Genomic DNA, 12,849 nt, shown 5'->3' on the forward strand with positions numbered 1-12,849 from the left:
GCGCCGGGCGCGGCTGCGCGGTCGAGCTGGGCGCCGCCGGCGCCACCGTCTACGTGACCGGCCGCAGCACGCGCGCGCACCCCGCACAGAGCTACGGCCAGCTGCTCGGCCTGTCGGACATGACCGCCGTGCCCGGCAGCATCGACGACACCGCCGACGAGGTGACGCGTGCCGGCGGGCACGGCATCGCGGTGCGCTGCGACCACACGCAGGACAACGAGGTGGCCGAGCTGTTCGCCCGCGTGCAACAGGAGCAAGGCCGCATCGACCTGCTGGTCAACAACGCCTGGGGTGGCCACGAAACCTTCGACGGCGTGTTCAACGCGCCGTTCTGGGAACACCCGCTGGCCCACTGGGATTCGATGATCGACCGCGGCGTGCGCAACCACCTGCTGTCGAGCCGGCACGCCGCGCCGTTGATGGTGCGGCAAGGCCACGGCCTGATCGTCACCACCACCTTCTGGGACCGCGGCCGCTACCTGCGCGGCAACCTGTTCTACGACCTCGCGAAGGCCGGCATGACGCGGTTGGCTTTCGGCATCGCCGAAGAACTGCGGCCGCACGGCGTGGCCTCGGTCGCGCTGTCACCGGGCTGGATGCGCACCGAGTTCGTGCTGGCCGGCCACCACACCGACGAGGCGCACTGGCACGAGCGGCCTGCCCTCGCGCGCACCGAATCGCCGCGCTACCTGGGCCGCGCCGTCGCGGCGCTGGCGGCCGACCCGCAGGTGATGCGCCGCAGCGGCCAGGTGCTGCGGGTGGGCGACCTGGCGCAGGACTACGGCTTCACCGACATCGACGGCCGACGCGTGCCGGCCTTCGAGATGGATGAAGCGTCGCCGTGAATCAGTGAGCCGGCACCGCGTCGCCTGAGACCGCCGCGGCGCCGTTGTCGACCGCGGTCGGCGCCAGCAGCTTGCCGAACACCAGCTTGACCCCCAGCAGCACCACGCCGGCACCCCCGACCAGCGCCGCATGCAGGCCCCAGAACTGCTGCCCCGGCATCGTCTCGAGGAAGCCCGCCAGCCAGCCGACGAAGGTGTTGGCCAGGAACAGGTGCAGGTAGTAGGTGCCCATCATCAGCCCCTCGAGCTTGTGCGGCGCGGTGCGCGAGTACAGCGCGAGGCCCACCGGCATCACGTTCGCGAAGCCGATGTCGTTGAGCACCGCGTAGCCGATCGCCCAGCCGAAGCCGACCTTCTCGTGCGAATGCTCGACGATGCCGGAAGCGATCATCAGCAGCGCCGGGGCCGACGCGGCGATCAGCGAGCCCAGCGCCATCTTCGTGATCTCGTCGGGCTCGCGGCGGCGCGTGGCCCACCAGCGCCAGAACGCGATCGAGCCGATCATCGCCGCGGTGCTGGCAATGGCGTCGATCGCCTGCAGCCAGGTCACCGGCACCTGCCAGCCGAACAGCACCAGGTCCATGTACTTCTGCGACCACAGCGGGAACGCGTTGTTGTACTGCTGGTTGCCGACGACCGTCATCATCAGCACCGGGATCAGCGCGACCAGCAGCACCAGGCGCTTCTTCTCGGTGCCGCTCATCGGGGTGCGCGGCACGGCGGCCGCCTTCTCGGCGCGGCGATCGCGCAGCGGCTCGGGCGGCAGGTGGCGGCGGCCCCTGAGGTAGACGAACAGGCCGATCACCATGCCGACGCCGGCGGCGCCGAAGCCCCAGTGCCAGGCCACCTTCTCGCCGAGCGTGCCGCAGACGATAGGCGCGAGGATCACCGCGATCTGCACCGCCAGCATGAAGATCTGGAACGCGCTCGCGCGCCGCTTGTCGCCGGGCGCGTACAGGTCGCCGACCTGCGCCGCGATGTTGCCCTTGAAGCAGCCGACGCCGATCAGCAGGCACAGCAGCGCGATGAAGAAGCTGGCCTCGAAGGCCATCAGGAAGTGGCCGGTGGCCATCAGCACCGCGCCGATCACGATCGTCTTGGTGCGGCCGAGCACGCGGTCGGCCAGCAGGCCGCCGAACAGCGGCGTCAGGTAGACGAAGCCCGCGTAGAGCCCGAACACGACGGACGCGAGCTGCTGCGGCGAGCGCAGGCCGGTGACGCTCTCGATGGCGCCGCGCACCGCGTCGATGCCGGCGACGTGGCCGATGTTCTCGGGCAGGAACAGGTAGTTGGTGAGGTACAGCACCAGCAGGGCCTGCATCCCGTAGTACGAGAAACGTTCCCAGAGCTCGCAGAAGGCGAGCCAGCCGAGGCCGGCGGGGTGGCCGAAGAAGGCACGGTCGTTGGAGGCGGAGGTGGACACGGGTAGTGGCTTCCGAAAGAAATTGGGTAATCCGCGACTGTCGCTGAAATGGCCGGGCGGCACAACTCGCGGTGACCCGGCATGCTCAGCGCGCGGCTTCGTACAGCTCCAGCGGCAACCCGTCCGGATCGGCGAAGAACACGAAGCGCCTGCCGGTGTACTCGTCGACGCGGATGTCTTCCACCGCGACGCCCTTGCCTTCGAGCGCGGCCTTGCACTGCGCGACGTCGTCGACCTCGAACGCCAGGTGTCGCAGGCCGCGCGCCTCGGGGTACGACGGCCGCGGCGGTGCGCCCTCGAACGAGAACAGCTCGACCTGCGAGCCGTCGGGCAGCGCGAGGTCGAGCTTGTACGAATTGCGCTGTGCGCGGAAGTGCTCGGCGAGCACCGCGAGCCCGAGCGTCTCGGTGTAGAAGCGCTTCGAGGCCGGGTAGTCGGAGCAGATGATGGCGGCGTGATGGATGCGCAGGAGCATCGGGCGATTGTCGCGGCTCTCTACAATGCGCCCCCTTTCGCCTCAGATCGAACCCGCGCCCATGGACCTCGTCGTCAACGAAGAACTCAAAGCCTACATCGACCCGTTGACGCCCGACGAACACGATGCGCTGGAACGCAGCATCCTCGCCGAGGGCTGCCGCGACGCGCTGGTGCTGTGGGGCGACATGCTGGTCGACGGGCACAACCGCTACGGCATCTGCCGCCAGCACGGGCTGCCGTTCCAGACGGTGCAGAGCACGCGCTTCCAGTCGATGGAAGACGTGCACCTGTGGATGATCGACCAGCACCTCGGCCGGCGCAGCCTGTCGGACTACCAGCGCGGCGTGCTCGCGCTGCGCAAGCGCGAGATCGTCGCCGGGCAGCGCGCGCGACGCCTGGCGGAGCCGGCCGAGGGCGCCCCTTCCGCGCCGGCCAGCCAGGCACCCACGCTCGACACCCGCGAGGCGCTCGCGAAGGCGGCCCGCATCAGCAGCAACCAGGTCGTGCTGATCGAGAAGATCCGCAAGCAGGCAGCGCCCGAGCTGGTCGAGGCCATCAAGGCCGGCACGATCTCGATCAACGCCGCGGCGGCCGTCTCGAGCCTGCCGGCCGCGGAGCAGGTCGCCGCGGCCGCCGCCGGCAAGGACGAGCTGAAGCAGGCGGCGAAGCGGGCGCGCGATTCGCGCCGCAGGGCGCCGGCCGATGAAGGCACGGCAGAAGCGCAGCCACAAGCGCAACCCCAGGAACCTTCGAGCGGCGGCGCCGACACGGTCGATGCGCTGCGCCAGCGCGTCGCCACGCTGACCACCGAGAACGCCGCGCTGAAACTGAAGATCGCCGACCTGCACGCCCAGCTTCGCGCCAACGCCGGCGAGGCCGACACCGCGCCGTTCTGATCCACGGTATAGTTTCCGGATGATGGATACACATATGTGTATCCACGAACCGGAGCTGCCGATGAACACCAAAGACGCCGGGATGCGGATCCGCATCGAGCGCGACCTGCGCGATGCCTTCGTGCGGGCCTGCCAATCCCAGGGGCTGGCCGCCTCGGAGGTGCTGCGCGACTTCATGCGCAGCTTCGCCGCCAAGCACTCCGCCGAGCAGGCGCAGTTGTTCGGGCAGTCTCCCAAGCCCGAGCGGCCCTGAAGGAGCGGCCGATGATCGTCCTGAAGGAAACCCAGGCGAAGCTGCTGGCCGCGCTGCAGGCAGTCTGCGGCATCGTCGAGCGGCGCCACACGCTGCCGATCCTCGCGAACGTGCTGATCCGCAAGACCGGCAGCTCGATCGCGTTCACCACCTCTGACCTCGACATCGAGGTCGGCCACCAGGCCGAGCTGGGTGGCGATGCCGGCGACTTCGCCACCACGGTGTCGGCCCGCAAGCTGGTCGACATCCTGAAGGCGATGCCGCCCGACCAGGTCGTCACGCTGACGGCCGAGCCCGGCCGGCTGCGGCTGCAGGGCGGCCGCAGCCGCTTCATGCTGCACACGCTGCCGGCCGAGCAGTTCCCGCTGGTCGCGCGCGCCCCGCATGCCACCACGCTGCAGTTGCCGCAGGGCGTGCTGAAGTCGCTGGTCGACCAGGTGAGCTTCGCGATGGCCACGCACGACATCCGCTACTTCCTGAACGGCATGCTGTTCGCGACCGACGGGCGGCGCGTGCGGCTCGTCGCGACCGACGGCAATCGGCTCGCGCTGGCCGAAGCCTCGGTCGACGCCGACCTGCCGACGCAGCAGGTGATCGTGCCGCGCAAGGCGGTGCACGAGCTGCAGCGCCACCTGCGGGAAGGCCGCGACGACGAGGCCAGCGTCGAGATCCGCCTCGCGCCGGCGCAGGCGAGTTTCGAGTTGAACGGCATCGGCTTCGTCACCAAGCTGATCGAGGGACGCTTCCCCGATTTCGAGCGCGCGATCCCGAAGGCGAACCCGCATGCGGTCACGCTCGGCCGCGCCGCGCTGCTCGAATGCCTGCAGCGCGCCTCGCTGATGACCAGCGACAAGTTCCGCGGCATCCGTCTGAGCTTCGCACCGGGCGCGCTGCGCATCGTGTCGAGCAACGCCGAGCGCGAGGAGGCGGATGAAGACCTCGACATCGACTACGGCGGCGTGCCCCTTGAGATCGGCTTCAACGTGACCTACCTGACCGAGGTGCTCGGCGAGACCGATGCCGAGATGGTGACGATGGCGCTGCAGGACGCCGGCTCGGCGGTGCTGTTCACCTTTCCGCAGCGCAGCGGCTTCAAGTACGTCGTCAGCCCGATGCGGCTCTGACGTGGACCTCGACGTGAATCGAGGGGTCTTGATCGATAGTTTTTTACCATCGACTTGATTCAGTCAATTAATCCCGCAAATGCTGCAGTGCGGTCAAAATTCGCTTCGCCAGTTCGCTTTTTTCATCCAACCAAGCACACCAAGGAAATCAAACGATGTCGCTGATCAACACCCAAGTCCAGCCGTTCAAGGTCGAAGCCTTCCACAACGGCAAGTTCATCGAGGTCACCGAAGCCAGCCTGAAGGGCAAGTGGTCGACCCTGATCTTCATGCCGGCCGCATTCACCTTCAACTGCCCGACCGAAGTCGAAGACGCGGCCGACAACTACGCCGAGTTCCAGAAGCTGGGCACCGAGGTCTACATCGTCACGACCGACACGCACTTCGCGCACAAGGTGTGGCATGAAACCTCGCCGGCCGTCGGCAAGGCCAAGTTCCCGCTGATCGGCGACCCGACGCACAAGCTGACGCGCGCGTTCGGCGTGCACATCGAAGAAGAAGGCCTGGCGCTGCGCGGCACCTTCGTCATCAACCCCGATGGCGTCATCAAGACCGCCGAAGTGCACGACAACGCGATTGCGCGTGACGTGAAGGAAACGCTGCGCAAGCTGAAGGCCGCGCAGTACGTCGCCAAGAACCCTGGCCAGGTCTGCCCGGCCAAGTGGAACGAAGGCGCCGCCACGCTGACGCCGTCTCTCGACCTCGTCGGCAAGATCTAAGACCTCTCTCTCGTTTTTCCCCTGTTATGCCGCTCTGCGGCCCCGCCTTCGGGCGGGGCCTTGGGCGGAGCTCTACCCGAACACAACAAACACAAGGACCGATCACATGTTGGACGCCACCCTCCAGGCCCAGCTCAAGGGCTACCTGCAACGCCTGACGCAGCCGGTTGAACTGGTGGCGTCGCTCGATGACCGCCCTGCCTCGGCCGAGATGCGCGAGCTGCTCGAAGAGATCGCCGGCCTGAGCGAGCTGGTGAGCCTGCGCGTGGACGGCACCGACGAGCGCCGTCCGTCGTTCAACATCAGCCGTGCCGGTGCCGGCATGGGCGTGCGCTTTGCCGCGATCCCGATGGGCCACGAGTTCACGTCGCTGGTGCTGGCGCTGCTGCAGGCCGGCGGCCACCCGCCGAAGGTCGAGGCCGAGGTGATCGAGCAGATCAAGTCGCTGACGCGTGAAGACGGCGGCGATTTCGTGTTCGAGACCTACATGTCGCTGACCTGCCACAACTGCCCCGACGTCGTGCAGGCACTGAACCTGATGGCGGTGCTGAACCCGCGCATCAAGCACGTAGCGATCGACGGCGGGCTGTTCCAGGGTGAGGTCGAAGGCCGCCAGATCATGGCCGTGCCGACCGTCTACCTGAACGGCGAGGTGTTCGGCTCGGGGCGCATGGAGGTCTCGGAGATCCTGACCAAGGTCGACACCGGTGCTTCGGCGCGCGTCGCGGCCAAGCTGGGCCAGAAGGATGCGTTCGACGTGCTGATCGTCGGCGGCGGCCCGGCCGGCGCGGCAGCGGCCGTGTATGCGGCGCGCAAGGGCATCCGCACCGGCATCGTTGCCGAGCGCTTCGGCGGCCAGACGCTGGACACGCTGGGCATCGAGAATTACGTGTCGATCCTCGAGACGCAAGGCCCGAAGTTCGCGGCCGCGCTGGAAGCGCATGCGCGCGTCTATGAGGTCGACATCATGAACGGCCAGCGCGTCGCGAGCCTGGAGCCGGCGGCGCAGCCGGGCGGCGAGATCACCGTGACGCTGGAGAACGGCGCGGCGCTGAAGAGCCGCAGCGTGATCCTGTCGACCGGCGCGCGCTGGCGCAACGTGAACGTGCCCGGCGAGGCCGAGTACAAGAACAAGGGCGTGGCCTACTGCCCGCACTGCGACGGCCCGCTGTTCAAGGGCAAGCCGGTGGCGGTGATCGGCGGCGGCAACTCGGGTGTCGAGGCCGCGATCGACCTGGCCGGGCTGGTGGCGCACGTCACCGTGGTGGAGTTTGCCGACACGCTGAAGGCCGATGCGGTGCTGGTGAAGAAGCTGCACAGCCTGCCGAACGTGACGGTGCACACCAACGCGCAGACGACCGAGATCACCGGCGACGGGCAGAAGGTGAACGGCCTGGTCTTCAAGGACCGCGCGACCGGCACCGAGCACCGCGTGGAGCTGGCGGGGGTGTTCGTGCAGATCGGGCTGGTGCCCAACACCGAGTTCCTGAAGGGCACGCTGGAGCTGAGCAAGTACGGCGAGATCATCGTCGACGCGCGTGGCGCGACGAACCAGCCGGGGGTGTTCGCGGCGGGTGACGCGACGACGGTGCCGTTCAAGCAGATCATCATCGCCGCGGGCGATGGGGCGAAGGCAGCGCTGTCGGCGTTCGATCACCTGATCCGCACGCCGGTGGCGGCTTGAGGTAGGCGGACGGGAGTCTGAGCGAACAACCCCCCGTTCGCCCTGAGCCTGTCGAAGGGCCTGCTTGCAGGGCACCAAGGCTTCGACAAGCTCAGCCCGAACGGGGGTTGGTGTCAGCCCGAATGGAGTTCGGTGTCAGCCCGAATGCAGTTGGCGTCAGCCCGAACGGGGGTTGGTGCGCATCGGTTTTACCCTGCGTGAGTTCCATGCCTCACGACCTGCCACCCCTGCGTTGACGACAGCCGCAGCGTGACCCGCAGCGGGCAGGCGCCGTCGAACTCCATCTGCAGTTCCGGCACCTCGACACCGCGCCCCGACACCCAGCGCCGCAGGCGGTTGCCGTTGGTCTGGAACGGCGCGATGCCGACCAGGCGATCGACACGGCAGCCCTCGCCGCGCGCATTCAGCTGGTCCACGAACGCCTGCGCCACCGCGATGGCCTCGACGGGCCGGTGCTCGGCCTTCAGCCATGCGAAGCCGGCGATAGCCAGCCCCACGATGGCGGTTGCAGCCAACGCCGCCAGGCGGCCGCGTCGAGACAAGCGTGGAATCATCGGCAAGATGCGCAAGTGATGGTCAATGGGCCCCTAGCCCGGTGGATTCTCGCAGGCAGAATGGCCGCCCGATGATCCACCTCACCCGACTCACGATCCAGCGCGCCCGCGCCGAGCGCCTGCCGCAGATCGCCGGCAGCCTGACCTTCACGACCGTGCTGTCGGTCGTCCCGTTCCTCGCGGTGTGCTTTGCGCTCTTCACCCGCTTCCCGATGTTCAAGCGGCTCGAGGACGCGATCGAGGAGCACCTGCTGCGCAGCCTGCTGCCCGAAGAGATCTCGCGCACCGTGCTGCGCTACCTCGCGCAGTTCGCGACCAACGCCGGCGGGCTGACGCTGGTCGGCTCGCTGTTCCTGGTGGTCACCGCAGTCGCGCTGCTGCTGACCGTCGAGAACGCGTTGAACCAGATCTGGAAGGTGAAGAAGAACCGCCCGTTCCTGAAGCGCGTCGGCATGTACCTGCTGATGATCGGCCTCGGCCCGCCGCTGCTGGGCGTGAGCCTTTGGGCCACGTCGTACGCGGTGAGCGCCTCGGCCGGCCTGATCCAGACGCTGCCGCCCTGGGCCAAGTTCGGTCTGACGCTCGGCCCGGCGCTGATCGGCTCGATCGCGATGGCCGCCCTCTTCCACTACATGCCGAACACCCGTGTGCGCAAGCGCGATGCGGCCATCGGCGGGCTGATCGCCGGCATCGCGTTCGAACTCGGCAAGCGCGGCTTCGCGGCCTATGTGCTGAAGCTGCCGACCTACAAGACGGTGTACGGCACCTTCGCGGCGTTTCCGGTGTTCCTGCTGTGGGTGTACTTCTCGTGGCTGGTGACGCTGGCGGCGGCGTTGATCACGTCGAACCTCGCGCGGGCGAGGAAGCCGCAGCCGGCGGTGAAGAAGCCCGCCAAGGCGTGATCCACGCCACTCACGCGCCGGCGATGCCCTCGAAGGCCAGTACCGGCTCGAACTCACGCAGCGTGGCGTAGAACGCCTCGGCGTTCGCCGCATCGAAGAAGAGCGGCACGCACAGGCGAAACACGACGGCGCGCAACACCAGCTGCCGTCGAAGCGACTGCGGAAGGTCCAACAACGCCAGCGATGCCACCGGCTCGCGATGCCACGCGACGCTGTCGGCCACGAGCACCGCGTGTGCGTACGCCACCGGCCGGAAAGCCGGCGAGATGTCGATGACGACCGGCGCGTCACCATCGAACAGGATGTTGCCCGCCAGGTCGGTGTGGACGAACTGGCTCGGCAGGTTGATGGGCTCGCAGCGGGATTGCAGCGACGACACCACCGCCTTCACACGATCCGGCGTGGCATCGGGCACATGGCGCTCGCTCCAAGCCACCCGGGTGGCTTCGGTCCATGGACTGGTCCACACGTCGAACGCCGCGGGTTTGCCGACGCCGCGGACTGCACGATGAAAGTCGGTGGAAGCCGCGAGCTTGTCGGCCATCCGCCCTTCGACGAAGGCGCCGTCGAGGTAGCGCGTGGCGCCCCACCCTTGCTCGCACCACATCCCCTTCAGCGACCGGACGGGCGCAGCCACCTTCAGGCCACGGAAGTCGACGCCCTCCAGTGCATCCCCCAGCCACTCGTACTTGGAGACTTCGTCGACCGGCTTCAGCACCAGGTTGCCGGCACGCACCGAACGCCCTTGCCCGCCCGGCAAACGCTCATGCAGCGGGGCATCGGTGAAACGGCGGACCGCTTCGTCCATGGCCAGCACCCCTCACCCGCCGGAGGGATCCATCGCCAGCACGGCCTCTTCGCCGCAGATCGGTTTCAGTTCATCGGCCATCGGCGAATGCATCCGTTGCGGCGACCAGTTCGGAGATGATCCCTGGCTCCATCGACGAATGCCCCGCATCGGGCACGACGACCAGCTTCGCCGACGGCCACGCATCGGCCAGCGCGAAAGCATAGCGCACCGGGCAGATCACGTCGTAGCGGCCATGCACGATGGTGCAAGGCAGGTGCGCGATGCGCGGCACGCCGTCGAGCAACTGGTTGGGCGTGAGGAAGGCGCCGTTGACGAAGTAATGCGCCTCGAGCCGTGCGAGGTTCAGCTCGAAGACCGCGTCTTCAGGCCGCAGCGGCTCGACCGGCAACGGGATGAGCCGCAGGCAGGCGCCCTCGTAGTGGCTCCAGCCGCGCGCCGCCGGCGCATGCACGGCGGGATCCGGATCGCTCAGGCGGCGCTGGTAGGCCGCGACCAGGTCACCGCGTTCCTCCGCCGGGATGGCATGGGCGAACGCCTCCCACTCCTTCGGGAAGAACTGCCGCATGCCGTGCAGCCACCACTGCTGCTCCTCGGTGCTGGCGAGCCAGATGCCGCGCAGGATCAGGCCCAGGCAGCGCTCCGGGTGCGCCTGCGCATAGGCCAGCGACAGCGTGGAGCCCCACGAGCCGCCGAACACCAGCCACTGCGCGATGCCCAGCCGCTCGCGCAGGCGCTCCAGGTCGGCGATCAGCAAGGGCGTGGTGTTCTCGCGGCATTCGCCGGAGGGCGTGGACTTGCCGGCGCCGCGCTGGTCGAGCAGCACGATGTGGTAGCGGGCGGGGTCGAAGAAGCAACGGTCCTTGGGCGAGGTGCCGGCCCCGGGGCCGCCGTGCACGAAGATGACCGGGATGCCGGCGGGATTACCGCTGCGCTCCCAGTAGAGCGAGTGCAGGTTGCCGGCGGGCATGAACCCTGTTTCCAGCGGCTCGAGGGGTGGGTAGTGGGTGCGCAAGGTCATGCGCACTGACTTTAGGCGAAAACCTCAGCGGAACGGGCAGCGGCAACACAGCCGCGGTGTGCGGACCGGTGCGCCGCAATCGCGGCCGCAGCGCGGCAGCGACAGCAGGTGATCGGCCCACTCGCCGCGCTCGGTGCGGGCGCGCAGGTGCGGCGGCTGGCCGGGCTCGCGCACGACATCGAGGTAGACCCACTGGCGAAGGGGCGTGTCGACGACGTAGTAGCGCTCGAGATCGAGATCCATGCAGCGGATGGCCTGGGCGATGGCTATGCGCCATTTGCGCTGGCTGTGGCCGATGTGGGTGATGAGCGCGTGGTGCGAGAGGTGGCCGGAGAGGGTGATGCAGTTGACTTCCAAGGCTTTCATCTCGGCTCCTCGATCACGCTTGGTATCGGAACGGTCTCGAATCGTTTCTCATCGTCACCAATATAGAAACGATGCAGACCACAATGGATATCAAACTTATCTTTTAACTGTGCATAGAGTGTGGAGAGAAGTTGCTCAAACGCGGATGCTCGCGGGCATGAAAAAGCAGCCCGCCAAGTTGTCGGCACGCGAGGTGTTCGCGCGGAACCTGCGCCGCGCACGGCGCATGCGGGAGACGACGCAGGAGGCGCTGAGCCTGGAAGCCGGTGTCAGCCGGCCGTATGTGGGCAGCCTTGAACGCGGTGCGACCAACGTGTCGATCGACAACATGGGGCGCCTGGCCGATGCACTGCGGGTGCCGCTGCGCGACTTGGTGGATCCGGACAAGTTCACCGACCTCGACGAGGCCTGATCGAGATCGCGCGAGCGGTGTAAGAACCGGCTCGCCGGGCGCGACGCATCCGGATCCTCACTCTCGGGAATCCGCATGTTCACTCGTCGCCAGTTCTCCACCCGCGTTGCCGCGACCGTCGGCCTCGCTGCCACGGCTCGCCTTGCCGCGGCTCAATCGGCATCGGCACCCACGGCAGCCATGCCCGCGCCGGGCGTGCGCAACGTCGTGCTCGTGCACGGCGCGTATGCCGATGGGTCGTGCTGGTCCGACGTGATCACGCTGCTGCAGCGCGCCGGGCTGCGCGCCACCGCGGTGCAGAACCCGTTGACCTCGCTGACCGACGACGTGGCCGCCACGCAGCGCATCCTGGCGCTGCAGGACGGCCCGACGCTGCTGGTCGGCCACTCGTGGGCCGGCACGGTGATCAGCGAGGCGGGCGTCGACCCGAAAGTCGTGGGGCTGGTCTACGTGGCGGCACGGGCGCCCGATGCGGGGGAAGACTACGGCGCGCTGGCCGCAAAGTTTCCGACGCCGCCGGCAAGCGCCGGGCTCGTCAAGTCGGGTGGGTTTGCGCAGTTGAGCGAAGAGGCCTTCTTGCGGGACTTCGCGGGTGACGTGCCGGTTGAGAAGGCCCGCGTGCTGTACGCGCTGCAGGGGCGCATTGCGGAGACGCTGTTTGCGTCACGCACCACGGTGGCCGCTTGGCGCAGCAAGCCGAGCTGGTATGCGGTGTCGACGCAGGATCGGACGACGTCACCGGAATTGCAGCGCTTCGTGGCCGCGCGGATGAAGGCGAAGACGATCGAGGTGGCGTCGAGCCATGTGTCGTTGATCAGTCATCCGCGGGAGATCGCGGGGGTGATTGTTGAGGCGGCAAAGCAGGTGACTGTCTCCGGCTGAAGCGCGCAGGGCTCCAGCGGCCGCTTCGCAGCGGCTGCCGTCACTCGCGGCCAGGGGCTGGGTTCACGCTGAGTGGCACAAAGCGGTCATCGACCCGTCCGCCCACCACCGGCTTCGATGACCAGTCTTGAACACGCTGCGGTCATCCAGCCTCGCAGGCTGCGGCTCGCCCCAACAACCGGCGCCGAGTGTCTGCTGCTCAAAGCTTCGAACTGGTGCTTCCGACCCTCTACGGAAATTCGCGCCGTCAAACTTGGCGCCCGCAAGCAGACATTCGCTACCCCAGCGTGGAGGTATCCTTCGACGCACCAGAGCCGCTACCCCTTGTCTTCTGAACGAGCATGATCGCGTATCACCCTCCGAAATCTGTTTCTCATGGTCATGGGCCAAGGGCAAGACTTCCTCGAAGGGCTTGGGAATCAGTGCGATCCTTCCTTGATGAGCAGACGATCTCGGAGCTTGGGTCGCCGCTCAGACTGACGC

General features: G+C 67.8%; 15 protein-coding genes. 9 read left to right on the forward strand and 6 right to left on the reverse strand.

Annotated features, from left to right (window positions below):
* The coding region (locus tag ACXJLU_RS30465) for an SDR family oxidoreductase (RefSeq protein ID WP_457337499.1) at positions 1 to 845 on the forward strand (845 nt) is incomplete at its 5' end.
* A gap of 1 nt (position 846) precedes the next feature.
* Here ACXJLU_RS30465 and ACXJLU_RS30470 read toward each other — a convergent pair.
* Both ACXJLU_RS30470 and gloA2 read right to left on the reverse strand, forming a co-directional pair.
* Entirely contained in the window at positions 847 to 2,268 is a 1,422-nt protein-coding gene (locus ACXJLU_RS30470) for a peptide MFS transporter (protein WP_457337501.1), read from the reverse strand.
* Positions 2,269 to 2,353: 85 nt separating this feature from the next.
* Positions 2,354 to 2,743 carry an SMU1112c/YaeR family gloxylase I-like metalloprotein gene (gene gloA2 / locus ACXJLU_RS30475; protein ID WP_457337503.1) on the reverse strand — a complete coding sequence of 130 codons (390 nt, stop codon included), beginning with the start codon at positions 2,741 to 2,743 and terminating at the stop codon, positions 2,354 to 2,356.
* 61 nt (positions 2,744 to 2,804) lie between these two features.
* Here gloA2 and ACXJLU_RS30480 point away from each other — a divergent pair, with 61 nt between their 5' ends.
* From ACXJLU_RS30480 to ahpF, 5 genes are all read left to right on the forward strand, one after another.
* Positions 2,805 to 3,641, forward strand: coding sequence for a plasmid replication/partition related protein (locus tag ACXJLU_RS30480; protein ID WP_457337505.1), 837 nt, complete (start codon positions 2,805 to 2,807; stop codon positions 3,639 to 3,641).
* Positions 3,642 to 3,702: 61 nt separating this feature from the next.
* Positions 3,703 to 3,894 (forward strand): plasmid-related protein, encoded by a 192-nt coding sequence (locus ACXJLU_RS30485; protein ID WP_457337507.1) that lies wholly within the window; start codon positions 3,703 to 3,705, stop codon positions 3,892 to 3,894.
* Positions 3,895 to 3,905: 11 nt separating this feature from the next.
* Entirely contained in the window at positions 3,906 to 5,018 is a 1,113-nt protein-coding gene (dnaN, locus tag ACXJLU_RS30490; protein ID WP_457337509.1) for a DNA polymerase III subunit beta, read from the forward strand.
* A gap of 155 nt (positions 5,019 to 5,173) precedes the next feature.
* The gene (gene ahpC / locus ACXJLU_RS30495; RefSeq protein WP_073464227.1) at positions 5,174 to 5,737 is read left to right on the forward strand and encodes an alkyl hydroperoxide reductase subunit C; all 564 of its coding nucleotides are present in this window, start codon (positions 5,174 to 5,176) and stop codon (positions 5,735 to 5,737) included.
* A 106-nt stretch (positions 5,738 to 5,843) separates the two neighbouring features.
* On the forward strand, positions 5,844 to 7,421 hold the full coding sequence (gene ahpF / locus ACXJLU_RS30500) for an alkyl hydroperoxide reductase subunit F (protein ID WP_457337511.1): 1,578 nt from the start codon (positions 5,844 to 5,846) through the stop codon (positions 7,419 to 7,421).
* Positions 7,422 to 7,609: 188 nt separating this feature from the next.
* Here ahpF and ACXJLU_RS30505 read toward each other — a convergent pair whose 3' ends face one another.
* Positions 7,610 to 7,963 (reverse strand): hypothetical protein, encoded by a 354-nt coding sequence (locus tag ACXJLU_RS30505; protein ID WP_457337513.1) that lies wholly within the window; start codon positions 7,961 to 7,963, stop codon positions 7,610 to 7,612.
* 83 nt (positions 7,964 to 8,046) lie between these two features.
* On the opposite strand from ACXJLU_RS30505, the gene ACXJLU_RS30510 reads away from it, so the two are divergent.
* Positions 8,047 to 8,877 carry a YihY family inner membrane protein gene (locus ACXJLU_RS30510; protein WP_457337515.1) on the forward strand — a complete coding sequence of 277 codons (831 nt, stop codon included), beginning with the start codon at positions 8,047 to 8,049 and terminating at the stop codon, positions 8,875 to 8,877.
* A gap of 10 nt (positions 8,878 to 8,887) precedes the next feature.
* On the opposite strand, the gene ACXJLU_RS30515 is transcribed toward ACXJLU_RS30510, so the two are convergent.
* From ACXJLU_RS30515 to ACXJLU_RS30525, 3 genes are all read right to left on the reverse strand, one after another.
* On the reverse strand, positions 8,888 to 9,694 hold the full coding sequence (locus ACXJLU_RS30515) for an aminoglycoside phosphotransferase/kinase family protein (protein WP_457337517.1): 807 nt from the start codon (positions 9,692 to 9,694) through the stop codon (positions 8,888 to 8,890).
* A 61-nt stretch (positions 9,695 to 9,755) separates the two neighbouring features.
* Entirely contained in the window at positions 9,756 to 10,706 is a 951-nt protein-coding gene (pip, locus tag ACXJLU_RS30520) for a prolyl aminopeptidase (RefSeq protein WP_457337519.1), read from the reverse strand.
* A 24-nt stretch (positions 10,707 to 10,730) separates the two neighbouring features.
* The gene (locus ACXJLU_RS30525) at positions 10,731 to 11,072 is read right to left on the reverse strand and encodes a DUF3892 domain-containing protein (protein WP_457337520.1); all 342 of its coding nucleotides are present in this window, start codon (positions 11,070 to 11,072) and stop codon (positions 10,731 to 10,733) included.
* Between the two features lie 157 nt (positions 11,073 to 11,229).
* Between ACXJLU_RS30525 and ACXJLU_RS30530 the strand changes: the two genes are divergently transcribed.
* Together ACXJLU_RS30530 and ACXJLU_RS30535 are read left to right on the forward strand one after the other, a co-directional pair.
* Positions 11,230 to 11,484 carry a helix-turn-helix transcriptional regulator gene (locus tag ACXJLU_RS30530; RefSeq protein ID WP_457337522.1) on the forward strand — a complete coding sequence of 85 codons (255 nt, stop codon included), beginning with the start codon at positions 11,230 to 11,232 and terminating at the stop codon, positions 11,482 to 11,484.
* Positions 11,485 to 11,559: 75 nt separating this feature from the next.
* On the forward strand, positions 11,560 to 12,366 hold the full coding sequence (locus ACXJLU_RS30535) for an alpha/beta hydrolase (protein WP_457337524.1): 807 nt from the start codon (positions 11,560 to 11,562) through the stop codon (positions 12,364 to 12,366).
* Positions 12,367 to 12,849 lie beyond the last annotated feature (483 nt).

The sequence above is a fragment of the Rhizobacter sp. P5_C2 genome (assembly GCF_054049715.1).

Bases quoted from the DNA above. Each gene is read 5' to 3' on its own strand.
- gloA2 (WP_457337503.1), bottom strand. From the start codon at position 2,743: ATGCTCCTGCGCATCCATCACGCCGCCATCATCTGCTCCGACTACCCG.
- ACXJLU_RS30480 (WP_457337505.1), top strand. From the start codon at position 2,805: ATGGACCTCGTCGTCAACGAAGAACTCAAAGCCTACATCGACCCGTTG.
- ACXJLU_RS30485 (WP_457337507.1), top strand. From the start codon at position 3,703: ATGAACACCAAAGACGCCGGGATGCGGATCCGCATCGAGCGCGACCTG.
- dnaN (WP_457337509.1), top strand. From the start codon at position 3,906: ATGATCGTCCTGAAGGAAACCCAGGCGAAGCTGCTGGCCGCGCTGCAG.
- ahpC (WP_073464227.1), top strand. From the start codon at position 5,174: ATGTCGCTGATCAACACCCAAGTCCAGCCGTTCAAGGTCGAAGCCTTC.
- ahpF (WP_457337511.1), top strand. From the start codon at position 5,844: ATGTTGGACGCCACCCTCCAGGCCCAGCTCAAGGGCTACCTGCAACGC.
- ACXJLU_RS30510 (WP_457337515.1), top strand. From the start codon at position 8,047: ATGATCCACCTCACCCGACTCACGATCCAGCGCGCCCGCGCCGAGCGC.
- pip (WP_457337519.1), bottom strand. From the start codon at position 10,706: ATGACCTTGCGCACCCACTACCCACCCCTCGAGCCGCTGGAAACAGGG.
- ACXJLU_RS30525 (WP_457337520.1), bottom strand. From the start codon at position 11,072: ATGAAAGCCTTGGAAGTCAACTGCATCACCCTCTCCGGCCACCTCTCG.
- ACXJLU_RS30530 (WP_457337522.1), top strand. From the start codon at position 11,230: ATGAAAAAGCAGCCCGCCAAGTTGTCGGCACGCGAGGTGTTCGCGCGG.
- ACXJLU_RS30535 (WP_457337524.1), top strand. From the start codon at position 11,560: ATGTTCACTCGTCGCCAGTTCTCCACCCGCGTTGCCGCGACCGTCGGC.